The organism is Hyphomicrobium sp., assembly GCF_035687085.1.
Taxonomy (GTDB): domain Bacteria; phylum Pseudomonadota; class Alphaproteobacteria; order Rhizobiales; family Hyphomicrobiaceae; genus Hyphomicrobium_B.
In genome coordinates this window covers 152,180-164,715 of sequence record NZ_DASRYS010000017.1, presented here as the reverse complement: position 1 = coordinate 164,715, position 12,536 = coordinate 152,180, and the positions used below count along the sequence as shown (strand labels likewise).

The following is a 12,536-nucleotide window of genomic DNA, read 5'->3' as shown; positions in this document are numbered from 1 at the left end:
CCTGAACTAGTGAGCGACGCCAGCTGCGCCGTGCTCATCGATGAGATGTCCGGTTGCGAAGCGGCGCAAATCGAAAGCGCGATTGAGCGGATGCGGCTCATCATTCGCGATCGTATAGGCGAAGACATTGCCGGAGCCCGGCGTCGCCTTGAAGCCGCCCGTTCCCCAGCCGCAGTTGAAGTAGAGGCCCTTGACCTTGGTCTTACTGATGATCGGGCACGCGTCCGGCGTGGTATCGACGATGCCGCCCCATTGGCGGTTCATGCGCACGCGCGAGAACATCGGGAAGAGTTCGATGATGGCGGCAGCGGTGTGCTCGATGATGTGCGGGCTGCCCCGCTGCGTGTAGCTCGTGTAGTGGTCGATGCCCGCGCCGATAACGAGTTCGCCTTTGTCGGATTGGCTGACATAGCCGTGCACCGCATTCGACATGACGACCGTATCGAGAACCGGCTTCATGGATTCGGACACGAAGGCTTGCAGCGGGTGGCTTTCGATCGGCATGCGAATGCCGGCCATCTTAGCGAGAACGGACGAGTGACCGGCGGCAACGCAGCCGACGCGCTCTGATTTGATCGTGCCGCGCGTTGTCTCCAGTCCCACGATGCGGCCATTCGCGATGTCCATTCCCGTGACTTCGCAATTCTCGATGATGTCGACGCCCCAGGCGCTAGCCGCGCGCGCGAAGCCCCATGCCACGGCATCATGGCGCGCAACACCGCCGCGGGGCTGGAAGCTCGCGCCGAGTACCGGGTAGCGCGCCGTCTTCGCCGTGTTGAGAATGGGGATACGCTGCTTGACCTCCGCAGCGTCGAGCACGAGCGCATCGATACCGTTCAAGTTGTTCGCATTCACGCGGCGCTCGATATCGCGCATGTCCTGCAGGGTGTGGCCGAGATTGAAGACGCCGCGCTGGCTGAACATGACGTTGAAGTTCAGCTCTTGCGTCAAGCTCTCCCAAAGTTTCAGCGCGTGCTCATAAAGCAGGGCCGCTTCGTCCCAGAGATAATTGGAGCGCACGATCGTGGTGTTGCGCGCGGTGTTGCCGCCACCGAGATAGCCCTTCTCGAGGATCGCGATGTTGCGGACGCCGTGCTCCTTCGCGAGGTAGTAGGCGGTCGCGAGCCCGTGGCCGCCTGCGCCGACGATGACGACGTCGTACGACGGCTTCGGCTCGGCGCTGCGCCACGCCGGCTCCCAGCCTTCGTTGTGCCTGAGGCCTTTGGTGAAAAGCGACCAGGAAGAGTAGTCTTTCCTCATCAAAGCTCCCCACCTCGCATCCGCGGGCCACACAAGCGATATGCTGGCGCATTCCGTGTGTTAGGCCGGCTTCGGCTTGTCCGCGAAGCCGCAGAAGACGCAAACTTTTCCAATTGCGACACGATGGGACCAATGCGTCACCGGGCCAGCCGGCCGGCAGAGGACTGGACGATCAGATGACTGGTCAATCGCCCGGACTAAGCTTTGCGACTTGGCGATCAGTTCGCGTAGCGGGTTGATCGACACGTCGAACTTTCCAGCCAGTTCGGGTCGCAGAATGCCTTCGTGACAACTTCAAGCTCGGTCAAGATGCGCCACTTCTCTGCCCGGCCGGGATCTTCCACCACCTCCGGGATGCCGTTGTAAAGCGCCTCGCCGTAGGTAGGCGCGTTCGACCTTGGCAATGAAGTCGCCGCATCGACCGTCATGGGCAGTCCCCCCTCCCCTCATTGCGACAGCAAGCCGAGTTCAAGCTGCGACGTGGAGCGACTTGGCATCGAGGACGGCGCAACACGGGCGGTCAAAACGGTCCGGCGTGTCACGGCAATCTGAGTTGTTGGAGACGCCGCTGCCCGCGGCGGCTTGGGTTGATCTGGACGGCAGATCGCGATGCGCGCTTGCTCGACCGGAGGTCCCGGAATCTTATCAAATTATAATCAACAGCTAGTGAACGGCGTTAATTAGTGATCAGGTTACGCTATATCGGAACATATCTCGGGGGCTTGTCCGTGGGGGGCCGGATTTCCTGGGATCCAACAAGGGTTTATTTGGGGGAACCAAATTTTGCGACGTAGAAAACTAAAACTCACCGTCATGGCCGGCACGCTCGGCATCATGGCGTCGCCCGCCAGCGCGCAGACGACTACAGAGGCTTCCGATCAGTCCGAACTGCCTCATGTTGAGGTTGTTCAGCAAAAGAAAACTCAGCCTCCGACACCGAAGAAGAAGAAGCCTGCGCCAGCGCAGGCAGCGACGCAACCGCCACCCGCTACGACAGCAGCGGCGCCTGATGCGCCCATCCTCGAAAATTCGCCATATGGGGCTGTGGCAAGCGGCGGTGCCGCGGCACGTGCCGAGAGCGGAGCGATTTCGCCAATCAACGCCAAGGCGATGCTTCCGGAGAACCTGGCGGATTTCGCAGGCTCAGCCAGCCAAGTGACTGCTGCCGACATCGAAGAACAGCGGCCGCTGACAACCCATGAAGCCCTGGCCCGCGTGCCCGGCGTTGTAACCGTCACGGACGACGGCATGTCGCGCCATAGCGGCATCGGCGTTCGCGGCTCGCCTTTCCGCCGCTCGCGCAAGGTCCTCGTCATGGAGGACGGCGTGCCGATCAACTTCTCGACCTATCTCGACTCATCCACCCACTACACGCCGCCGCTCGAGCGTATCGACAGCATCGAGGTCATGCGCGGACCCATCGTCAATTACGGCCCGCTCAACAACCACGGCGTGATCAACTTCCGCAATCTCTCTCCGTTCGGCGCCAATGAGACCGTGATTAAGGGTGCAATCGGCACGACGGAAGGCAGCGATCGCGACATCAACAACTTCCGCCACACTCATACGCGGCAGAATCTCGGGAACGTCGGCGTCGTCGCCTCGTACTCCGGTGCTGACGCCGGCGGCTCGTGGAATGTCGAAGATCTCGGCTACAACGACTTCTACGGTGCGATCGGTTTCAGAGGCACGAACCAGGATCTGACGATCTCGGGCGGCTACTTCCGTCAGCGCGATACCTACGACGAGGACAACTTCGGCGGTTCCTACGCGGACTTCTTCAGGTTCGGTCACAACAAGACCAGGGGCGCAGCAGCAGGTGGCAACTACGAAGCCCCGTGCTGCCACGATCTCAGCAACTACAATGCTGATTTCTACCGCCTTCAGGTGGCGCACAACTACTACGTCGACAAGAACACGACCGCTTCGTCACGCTTCTTCCTGCACGATCACGAGCGCGCGCGCTTCTTCAACAGCGAAGATGCTCCGGGCGACACGCGGGACGACATTCTGATGGAAGGCCGTGACCGCCGATATCAGAACTATGGCGGCGACACGCGCGTCGAGTTCGCCAATCTGCCACTGTTCGGCGGCATGCGGCACGACGTGCAAGCCGGTATCCGCTACGAGCAGCAGTACTTCAACAACCAGAACCGCATCGGTTCGGTTGGCGAGGCCCTCAACTTCAACAATAGAGGCGAACGGGACGGCGATCCAACAAAGCTCGAAGCGCGTGCGTTTGCAGCCTTTGTTCAGTCAGCAATCCACGTAACGCCGACGTTCACGGTTACGCCCGGCGTCCGCCTGGAAAACTACGATATCAAGTTCAACGATCTCGACGAAGGCATCTCGGGAAGCAAAAGCTACGACCAGGTGCTGCCGATGCTCGGCTTCGCATGGGAAGCATTACCGCGGACAACGGTCTACGGCGGCTACCACCGTGGTCTGACCCCGCACATCATCCGCGACGCGAATGACGATCTCGAGTCCTTCCTCGCTCCTAAGGAAGAGATCGGCGACAACTTCGAACTCGGTGTTCGCTCGACGGCGATCCGCGGTTTGACCTTCGATGCCGCTTACTTCTACAACCGAATCTCGAATTACCAGTTCGGTGAAGCGTTCCAGGACGAGTTCGGGGACCGCGTGTTCACGGCGCTCGACAGGGTTGCGATCCAGGGCTTCGAACTCTACTCCAGGCTCGACAGCAAGGCGTTCACGGGCGGTCCGTGGAATGTGTTCGGTGAGGCTGCCTATACCTTCGCCGACGCAGAAATCAAAAAGGGCCTAGCGCCGGACGACGACGATAACCTGCAGAACGTCTCCGGAAACAGCGTACCGGAATCGATCCGGCACTTCGCCAACCTGACTGTCGGCGTAGAGCATCGCATCGGATGGGACGCTAGCCTGACCTGGACCTATCGCGGCGCCTTCCATACCGACGCGATGAACATGTCCTTTGAAGACGGAGGCGAGATCCCGGATGTGTGGCTGCTGTCGGCCCGCTCCAACCTCAAGGTTACCGACCAGCTCACGCTGTTCGTCTCCGGCCAGAACTTGACGGACGAGCTCTACATCACGGATCGCTCGGACGGCATCAAGCCGGGCCTCGGACGGACCATCATGGGCGGCTTCACTCTGAAGTTCGACGGCTGATCCTATAAGAACCCACCTCCTCTGATTTCGGGCTCAACGCTGGACCTCCAGCTTGGGCCCGAAGTTTTTGCGCCGGTTGCAACACGACTGCGGGCGTGACTGGTTCACAGGCAAAGCGCTGGTGAAGCACCTGGGCAGGCGCTGCCCTCTCAATGGCAACACGCACGCAGAAGCTCAGTCAGATTTTTTGAAGTTCGATTCAAGAAGTCGAAACCAATCTTGTCCGCATTTGCCGAGATTGCTGCTCTGACACATGCGCTCAGCTGCGCTTGCCGGCCCGACGCTCATCGCTGGCTCATGGCACTGACTTCGGTTTTCCGCGTTGTTTGCAGGCAGGGTTAGAAACTTGACCAAAGTCTGCTCGGCCGTCAGGGAAATAGGGCGCGCACAGTCAGCTCGCGGAGCTGACGATCACCTTTATTTCGGCACTCCCCATCTTATGTGATCAGGAACCCGCGCCAATGGCGGGAGCCATCGGCCGTGGGGCCGATCACCACATGCGGAGGCGGCAATGCAGCTAGCCAGGCTGTGGACTGTGTTCATGGCGTGTGTCGTAGCACTCGCCGTGCTGTGGTTGCTCAGCTTGGCGCCCGGTGCCTTCACGGGAGGGTTTTGGCTTACACGCAGGACGCTGGTGTACGGCTCGGGCGTACTAGCGATCGGCCTAATGTCCGTCGGAGTGATCCTGGCGGCCCGTCCCGTCTGGTTCGAGACTCCGCTCGGGGGGCTGGATAAGTTCTATCGCTTGCATAAGTGGCTGGGAATTGGGGCTTTCGCTTTCGCGATCGCTCATTGGCTCATCAGGATGGGGCCGTCCTGGATTACGAAGCTAAGCTTGTTCGAATTGCCTCCACGGCCAGCCCGCGGAGCCCCACCCGTTCAAGCCCCTCCAGGATTCGACGTCTTTCGCGATCTTCGTGAGCCTGCGGCGCATGTCGGAGAATGGACTTTCTACCTGCTGGCTATCCTCGTGCTGCTCGCATTGTGGAAACGCTTTCCTTACAAGTACTTTTTCAAGACGCACAAGCTCATGCCAGCTGTGTATCTCGTACTTGTGTTCCATACCTTCATTCTGATGGACCTTTCATACTGGACGAAGCCGATTGGTCCAGCGCTAGCGGTACTCTTGAGCGCCGGCTCTGTGGCGGCACTCGTTTCTCTTTCTCAGAAGATTGGCTATTTGCGCAAAGCCTCGGGGCGGGTCATGAACGTGCGCCTTTATGAAAATAACTTGCTGGAAGTCACGGTGAAGCTTGAAACAGCTTGGCGAGGGCATGAAGCTGGACAGTTTGCATTCGTGAACTTCGACGATCCGGAGGATGCGCATCCTTTCACTATTTCATCTCCTTGGCGCGATGACGGGCTTCTGACATTCACGATCAAGGGGCTTGGAGATTACACACGAACGTTGGCCAGCACTCTTTACGTGGGCCAGGGCGTCGTCGTCGAAGGACCTTACGGCCGCTTCAATTTCCCTGATGACCATCGCCGCCAAATCTGGATCGGCGGTGGCGTTGGCATCACACCCTTTATCGCGCGCTTGAAAGCTCTGGCGCAGCAGGGCAGCATCCGGCGGCAGGTCGACCTCTTTTATGCCACCTCCACGCAAGAAGAGGACTTCATCAAGTATCTCCGCGAACTTGCCGAGAAAGCCGGTGTCCGGTTTCATGTGCTCGTGGAATCCGCGCACGGCAGATTGACTTTGGATCGCCTCGAAGCTTTGGCGCCTTATTGGAAAGATGCGGACATCCTGTTCTGCGGTCCGCTCGAGTTCGGTCGCGCAATGCGCGATCCGATGGTAGCCCAGGGCTTGCCTCCCTCTCAGTTCCATCAGGAGCTGTTTGATATGAGGTGAATTGCTTTGACGCGATCAACCCTGTCTTCGCCACGTTCAGCGACAGTGGCTTTCTCTCGTTTGGAATATGCATTTCTGAATTTGATGATTAGTTCGCCGGTCACCCCGGCCTATAGGCAGCTTGCGCCAGAACTTACCCAACACTCCCGCGGCCTTCTGTACGCCTCTGATGTCCGGCCGCGACGACATCCGAGGAAACGCGCTTGCGAGACGAACACGATCAGAGAGACGCAGCTTCATCTTCTTCTCAAGTCCGCACCGTTCCTCAGGGGCTCAGAGATAAAAACAGGGCCTATCCATTTCTCGGGGTACTTCGTTCCTCTCACGACAGGCTTGTGGCCGGCGTCTGGGACGAGATCGTGCTCGACTATACAGTTGGCGAGAGCGGCATTGCCGACGGCGCCAGGCTCAAGATTGCCTTCAAATTCTACACGGACTGGGCCCTGTTTCAGACCAGCGACCCGACGGCCGCGAATTACGTCTCGGCGGAATATTCGGCAGGCTCACTCGTTCCAGGACAAGGCCCGGCGACTGTCCAGGCTCTGAAGGTCAGTTTTGACCAGAAGGGGCATGAGCGTCCGTTCCAAAAAGCGCTCTTGATCGACATCGTTGATGGATACCTCAATCCGGGAGACCGGATCACGATCCGCCTCGGCGACCGGCGCGGTGGCGGATCGGGAACGCGTGTGCAGACGTTCGAGGAGAAGGGCTTTGCATTCCGCGCGTTCGTCGATCCGCTCGGCACCTCAAAATTCGCTCCCGTGCCGGGTGACGTCAGAATCGATATTGTCTCAGGCCCGCCCGCGGCTCTCTCTATCGTGACACGCCGCCTTGCTGGAGCCGTAGAAATAGCTCCGGTTCGCATCCGTGCTTTCGATCGCTGGGGCAACGTTTGTCTCGGCTTGAATGAAGATCTCGAAGTCAGCTTGACCAATTCCGGTGGAGAAGCAGAGGAAACGCAAACGTATCAGTTTCCAAAAGCGGCGTGGGCTGTTGTCAAGTTCGACGTCGAGACTTCTGGCCGTGAGGGAGAACTCCAGATCACGGCGCGTATTCCAGCTCTTCCCAACATGACCGAGGCGCGCGCAACGCTGCGCATCGATCACACGCCCGCGACACCGCGCTTATGGTTCGCCGACCTTCACGTCCACTCTGAGGATACGGTCGGCATCAATAATACCGAATACAACCTGACTTATGGACGCGACGTCGCCGGGCTCGACGTGCTGGGCTACACCGCCAACGACTTCAACATCACGGAAAAGAATTGGAACGCCGCTGTCGATTTGATTCACTGCCTGCATACCGACGGCGAATTTGTTTGCTTTCCTGGCACTGAATGGTGCGGAAATTCCTGCGCGGGTGGCGACCACAACGTTATCTTCCTGCACGGCAACAAGCCTGAGTTTCCCTTCGACCGAGCCGGCAACTCAACGCGCTCGTTCGAAATGGTCGGGTGTTCTCACGATCTCCAACGCCGTCATTCACTCGGTAAAATCGTATGGCTTCGAGCACCCTGAGGAAGCGGCTTGGCGCAATGGCGCGACGGAGATTTTCTTCAACTCCGAAACGTATGGCGACGCCGATATTATCGAGATCGACGCCAGCGGATTGGAGGGCGCGTCGATCGCCATCGAAGGCACCATTGGCGAATACCAGAAGATCGGCGATCCGCGGGCGCACGCCGCATTTGTTCATCGCCCGACGTTCAAGTGGGATGTCACCGGGGCCGAGCTGTTCGAGAAGGGAGAGCTACGGCGGGATCTCGGCGGTGAGGGCCTGTTCCTGGCGCTCGAGCGCCTGACTGACGCGCCACTGCCGCTAGAGCTTTCAGGTGAGATCGAGGTGGAAGCGAGAAACGGCCCGCACGGCTTCCGGCCCGTTTACATCTCGGCGCGACAGATCGACGACGAGAAAGTCTGGACGTCGCCACTCTTCATCCGCTTCAAAGACTGAAGTTGGACCTTGGCCGCCAGCTGAAGGCAGCGGCCAACGTCCCGCCTTTACTGCGTGAGAACAGACGAGTCGATCGTTCCCTTGATCAAGCCGTATTTGGTTGCCGCCTCCAGTCGCTCAGCGATGAGTTTTTTGAACGCGTCGTCCACTTCGATCTTGATGTCCTCGCGCTTCGTCGCGGCGAAAAGCGGATTTTCGCCCGACAGCTTCTTCACGACGGACGGATCGAGCCGCTGCGATTCTGCGAACCATGTGGCTGCCTGATCGGGATTGGTGGCAATGAAGAGAACTGCATCCTTCAAGGCCTCGACGTAGTTCTTCACGGCTTCCGGATTGGCGGTAAGATACTCGGTGCGGACGATGGAGGTGAAGCGGAACGGCCACTTCTGAATTTCCCTGGCCCCGAGGCTCTCCACAAGGCGCAATGTCTGCGGCTGGCGGATGAGGGCCGCATCTACGAGCCCCTTCTCCAGAGCGGCTGGAAGTTCGTTCGGCTGCAGATTGACGAGCTGAAATTCGGATTTATCGTCGAGGCCGAGTTCTTTGATCGAGACGATCAAGTCGAGATGCGACTCCGAATTGAAGGAGAGGCCGATTTTGCGACCCTTGAGATCGGCGAGTGATTTTGCCGTGCTGTCCTTCGGCACCAGGATCGAATGGCTCGACTGACCTAGCGTGGCGACAAACTTGACGGAACCTGGAAGCTTGGCCGACAGATTGAATGGCGGAAGGAAGCTCGTGACAACGGCGTCGAGCTGCCCGGAGGCGAGCCCTTCCATCATCGGAGGACCGTACTGAAATCCGGTGAATTCGGCGGCGAGGTGATGTTTAGCGGCAATTCCGGCCTTGTCCAGCACCACCGGCACCTGGCCGTTCATGCCTGAAGGATAGCCGATACGGATCTTTGCGTTTTCGGCGAGCGCGGTTCCGTGGATCGCGACCGCGGCGATAAGGCCGGTAGCAAGCGTTCGCGCGACGCCGCGCAATGATAGTGGCATTCGAGAGTCCTTTCTAGCGAGGGTAATTCCACGGAACGATCACGCGTCGCTCGATGATGCTGAGGGTGCCGATCATCAGTGCACCAAGCAGGCCGATCACAGTCATGCCGACGAGGACGCGTGAGGTTTCGAGTGAGAGGCGGCTAACCTGGATCATGTAGCCGAGGCCGGATTGCGCCGCGATCAGCTCCGCCGTCACCACAGCCATCCAGGCTTGGCCGAGACCGATCCTCGACCCCGTGACAATCATCGGCAGCGCCGATGGCAGCATGACCTTGACGAGCAGCGCGCCGGGCCCTGCGCCGAGCGATCGGGCGGCATTGACGTGCTCCTGCTGCAGCGAGGTGCCGCCGGCAAAGGCGTTGAGGAAGATCGGGAAGAAGGCCGCTACCGAGGTGATGAAATAGCTTGGCGGATCACCAAGTCCCATCCAGAGGATCGCCAGAGGAATCCATGCGATGGGCGGTATCGGGCGAATGAGAGCGATGAGCGGCATCACGAGGCCGCGCAGGATGCGCGAATAGGCGAGGATGAGCGCGAGCGGTACGGCCACGCTTGCAGCCATCAGAAAGCCGGCGATGACCCGCACGAGGCTCGCTCGCACGTCGCCAGCCAGAGAGCCGTCTGAAATCAGTTCGCCATAGGTTTCGAACACCGAAAGCGGAGATGGGAGCAGAACGGCGTTGCCGAGCCTCGCAGAGGCCAGGGTCCAAATGATGAGAAAGATAGCGAGTCCGGCTGTGCCAAGCGCGAGCGCTGTTCCAACGGACCCAATCTTTGCAATGAGTTTGCGTGTCGGTGTCATAGGAACGATTTCCGCGCTTCAACGCGAATGATGTCTGCGATCTCGCGGCGGTGCTCGATGAACGCGGGCTCGTCCATGACCTCGGGAGATCGCGGCCGGTCGAATGGGATCTGGAACTCGCGGGCGATGCGGCCGGGAAGCGCCTGCATGACGACGACGCGATCCGCAAGGAAGATCGCCTCCTCTATGTCATGCGTCACGAACACGACAGTGGGACGCAACTTGTCCCAGATGGACAGAAGCTCTTCCTGCATCAGCGCGCGTGTTTGCGCGTCAAGCGCGCCAAACGGCTCGTCCATCAGCAGAACCGGAGGCCGTGTTGCCAGCGCGCGGGCAATGCCGACACGCTGCTGCATGCCACCCGACAGGCTCGACGGCCACGCGTTCGCGACATCGCTCAGTCCCACAGTGTCCAACAATTCACGGGCTATGCCGCGCGGATCTTGCAATCCAAGGCGTCGCGGGCCGAAGGCCACGTTCTCAAGAACCGTCATCCAGGGGAATAGCGAATGTTTTTGAAAGACGACGCCGCACTTGGCTGAAGGGCCAGTCAGTGGCTGCCCATCGAGAAAAGCTTTGCCGCTGGAGGGCGCCCGGAAGCCGGCGAAGACATTCAGAAGCGTAGATTTCCCGCAGCCGCTGGGTCCGAGCAAAGCGACGAACTCACCCGGTGCGATGGAGAGTGAAACATCATCGACTGCCGCCTGCTGCCGCCCGTCGAAGCTAACAGTGACTCCTTCAACGCGAAGACGAGGAGTGACGTCTTGGCTTTCGGTGGGGTCAGGCTGCTGACGGCCCTCGACCACGTGCAGCATCGGCGACGGCGGTGTCCCCGATGGAGCTGCGTGTGGTGCGGCTTGGAGTGAATGTCGATGCGCGCCCAAGCGTCACCCGAATTGGTCGTTAGTGAAGTTTATGTGTTCGAATGGATCACTACGTTTCACCGGCGAAAGTCGGAACGAAGAATTCCTTTGATGCTTAGCAGCCGCTCTGCATTTGGCAGCCGTTGCGGCTGCGATTTCCGCCGCAACGGCCGTGATGTTGGAAGCTTCCAGATCGCTTACGCTGGAATGAACGGTTTGCTGAGTTCAATCACGCGCTCGGCCGGACCATACCATCCCTGCGGCGCATGACTGTCGTCGTGCAAATAGCAGCGCACACGCACGAGCCGCGAACCGGCCGTGAAGGTGAAATGCCTGCTCATTGGCGGGCAGGTTACGAAGGAATGGTACTTCGACAGCTGTGCGCAATTGACGAAGTTCGTCCCCCACCGCTGCTCGATGTGGCTCCGCCCACTGACGATATCATCAGGATGAGTATGCGTGTGGCCGCCGAGCCAAACGTCGACCGAACCAGGATGCTCTGCCAAATAGCGCTCGAATTTTTGCGCCTTTGGCTCTTCGTCGACGAAATAGAGGTAGGACGCGCCTTCCGGAACGCCATCGACACCGTGATAGCGGCCGTGCCGGAAACGGCCGTCGGGATAACGTGAAACGCCTTCGAAGTCCCCAGATGCAACGGTCGTCTCGCGCAGCATGTGATGGTGACAGCTGATTACGATCTCGTCCTTAGCGGCTTCGACTTCTGTTTCCACCAGTCCCACGTCTCGCTCGTAACAGCACCCGCGGGCGAGCCGCCCCCGAATTCCTGCCGTCCAACCGGATAGGGCAGATCGTTGCGATCGCTCATCATCAGGAAATTGAGATTGCCGACCTTGAAGGAATAGCGCTCCCACGTGCCTTCAACGGGATAGGGCCGGCGGCTCGCATCGACACCGGACGTCTTCTGGCTCTCGCCGACCGGATCGATCCATTTGCGGAACCACCAATTATCGGGCTTGCCTTTGCTGGATGGGGCATCACCGGGTGAGGCGTCGTGGTTGCCCGCCACAGGGTAGACCTGCTCTCGGCGATGGTGCTTGAGCACCCCGATCTGCCGCACGACTTCTTTGCCCTGCTCGTCATCGGGAAGATCCCAAAGACCGGCATTGTCGCCGAGATCTAACGCGATATCCCATCGGAATGCAGGCCCGCCAAGATCGCCGCCGTCCTCCGACTGGCGCAATGCGTTGGCTAAGCTCTCCGGATATCCCGCGGGTGGGATGAAGCCCATGCCATTGCGGATAGCTGCGGACACCGCCCGATCGGTGGCCACATGTGCATCTGAAAATACCCAGAGGTGAAAGGTCTCATTCTCGTTGCCGCGATCGGCGGACTTGCTCGTCATGTAGATCTTCTCTGCGAACTATATTGGAAGGTCCGCATGTGAAGGCTCACTCCGAAGAGCGCAAATAAGACATTCTGCTTTTCTTTTTCGAAGTTTGTATTTGGCCGGGAGCGGCTAACCTAACCTCGGTTGAAGCTCTAGAGGACCGTTTCCCCGGATACTCTAAGATCGAAAGCACGGTTCACTATCTCGGCATCGAGGTTGAGGATGCGATGGAGTTAGGCTCGCTTAAGTCGCGCTCGTGGATGCATGGCGTTTTACACAGCGGTCGGACGGCATAAGT

At 59.4% G+C, this 12,536-nt stretch carries 10 protein-coding genes and 1 pseudogene; 4 read left to right on the top strand and 7 right to left on the bottom strand.

Annotated features, from left to right (window positions below; translation table 11 throughout):
- Nucleotides 1-6: 6 nt before the first annotated feature.
- Both VFG26_RS15330 and VFG26_RS15325 read right to left on the bottom strand, forming a co-directional pair.
- On the bottom strand, nucleotides 7-1,260 hold the full coding sequence (locus VFG26_RS15330) for a sarcosine oxidase subunit beta family protein (RefSeq protein WP_325026851.1): 1,254 nt from the start codon (nucleotides 1,258-1,260) through the stop codon (nucleotides 7-9).
- A gap of 218 nt (nucleotides 1,261-1,478) precedes the next feature.
- The gene (locus VFG26_RS15325; RefSeq protein ID WP_325026849.1) at nucleotides 1,479-1,688 is read right to left on the bottom strand and encodes a hypothetical protein; all 210 of its coding nucleotides are present in this window, start codon (nucleotides 1,686-1,688) and stop codon (nucleotides 1,479-1,481) included.
- 355 nt (nucleotides 1,689-2,043) lie between these two features.
- Between VFG26_RS15325 and VFG26_RS15320 the strand changes: the two genes are divergently transcribed.
- The 4 genes and pseudogenes from VFG26_RS15320 to VFG26_RS15305 all read left to right on the top strand — a co-directional run bounded on the left by VFG26_RS15320 (nucleotide 2,044) and on the right by VFG26_RS15305 (nucleotide 8,224).
- Nucleotides 2,044-4,413, top strand: a complete 2,370-nt coding sequence (locus VFG26_RS15320) for a TonB-dependent receptor (protein ID WP_325026847.1) — start codon at nucleotides 2,044-2,046, stop codon at nucleotides 4,411-4,413.
- 511 nt (nucleotides 4,414-4,924) lie between these two features.
- Nucleotides 4,925-6,268, top strand: a complete 1,344-nt coding sequence (locus VFG26_RS15315; protein ID WP_325026845.1) for a ferredoxin reductase family protein — start codon at nucleotides 4,925-4,927, stop codon at nucleotides 6,266-6,268.
- A 203-nt stretch (nucleotides 6,269-6,471) separates the two neighbouring features.
- Nucleotides 6,472-7,716, top strand: a pseudogene (locus tag VFG26_RS15310) (hypothetical protein); the annotation flags it as partial.
- A 163-nt stretch (nucleotides 7,717-7,879) separates the two neighbouring features.
- Nucleotides 7,880-8,224 carry a hypothetical protein gene (locus VFG26_RS15305; protein ID WP_325026841.1) on the top strand — a complete coding sequence of 115 codons (345 nt, stop codon included), beginning with the start codon at nucleotides 7,880-7,882 and terminating at the stop codon, nucleotides 8,222-8,224.
- Between the two features lie 47 nt (nucleotides 8,225-8,271).
- On the opposite strand, the gene VFG26_RS15300 is transcribed toward VFG26_RS15305, so the two are convergent.
- From VFG26_RS15300 to VFG26_RS15280, 5 genes are all read right to left on the bottom strand, one after another.
- Nucleotides 8,272-9,222 (bottom strand): NrtA/SsuA/CpmA family ABC transporter substrate-binding protein, encoded by a 951-nt coding sequence (locus VFG26_RS15300; RefSeq protein WP_325026839.1) that lies wholly within the window; start codon nucleotides 9,220-9,222, stop codon nucleotides 8,272-8,274.
- Nucleotides 9,223-9,235: 13 nt separating this feature from the next.
- Nucleotides 9,236-10,027 (bottom strand): ABC transporter permease, encoded by a 792-nt coding sequence (locus tag VFG26_RS15295; RefSeq protein WP_325026838.1) that lies wholly within the window; start codon nucleotides 10,025-10,027, stop codon nucleotides 9,236-9,238.
- The gene (locus VFG26_RS15290) at nucleotides 10,024-10,842 is read right to left on the bottom strand and encodes an ABC transporter ATP-binding protein (RefSeq protein WP_325026836.1); all 819 of its coding nucleotides are present in this window, start codon (nucleotides 10,840-10,842) and stop codon (nucleotides 10,024-10,026) included. Before VFG26_RS15290 ends, VFG26_RS15295 begins: the two co-directional genes overlap by 4 nt.
- A 245-nt stretch (nucleotides 10,843-11,087) precedes the next feature.
- Entirely contained in the window at nucleotides 11,088-11,621 is a 534-nt protein-coding gene (locus tag VFG26_RS15285) for a hypothetical protein (RefSeq protein WP_325026834.1), read from the bottom strand.
- Nucleotides 11,582-12,253 (bottom strand): hypothetical protein, encoded by a 672-nt coding sequence (locus VFG26_RS15280; protein ID WP_325026832.1) that lies wholly within the window; start codon nucleotides 12,251-12,253, stop codon nucleotides 11,582-11,584. The genes VFG26_RS15285 and VFG26_RS15280 overlap by 40 nt, the downstream gene beginning before the upstream one ends.
- Nucleotides 12,254-12,536: the final 283 nt, after the last annotated feature.

What these genes read in the sequence shown, in the direction of transcription:
- VFG26_RS15330 (WP_325026851.1), bottom strand. Translation starts at nt 1,260, where the DNA reads ATGAGGAAAGACTACTCTTCCTGGTCGCTTTTCACCAAAGGCCTCAGG.
- VFG26_RS15325 (WP_325026849.1), bottom strand. Translation starts at nt 1,688, where the DNA reads ATGACGGTCGATGCGGCGACTTCATTGCCAAGGTCGAACGCGCCTACC.
- VFG26_RS15315 (WP_325026845.1), top strand. Translation starts at nt 4,925, where the DNA reads ATGCAGCTAGCCAGGCTGTGGACTGTGTTCATGGCGTGTGTCGTAGCA.
- VFG26_RS15300 (WP_325026839.1), bottom strand. Translation starts at nt 9,222, where the DNA reads ATGCCACTATCATTGCGCGGCGTCGCGCGAACGCTTGCTACCGGCCTT.
- VFG26_RS15295 (WP_325026838.1), bottom strand. Translation starts at nt 10,027, where the DNA reads ATGACACCGACACGCAAACTCATTGCAAAGATTGGGTCCGTTGGAACA.
- VFG26_RS15290 (WP_325026836.1), bottom strand. Translation starts at nt 10,842, where the DNA reads ATGCTGCACGTGGTCGAGGGCCGTCAGCAGCCTGACCCCACCGAAAGC.
- VFG26_RS15280 (WP_325026832.1), bottom strand. Translation starts at nt 12,253, where the DNA reads ATGACGAGCAAGTCCGCCGATCGCGGCAACGAGAATGAGACCTTTCAC.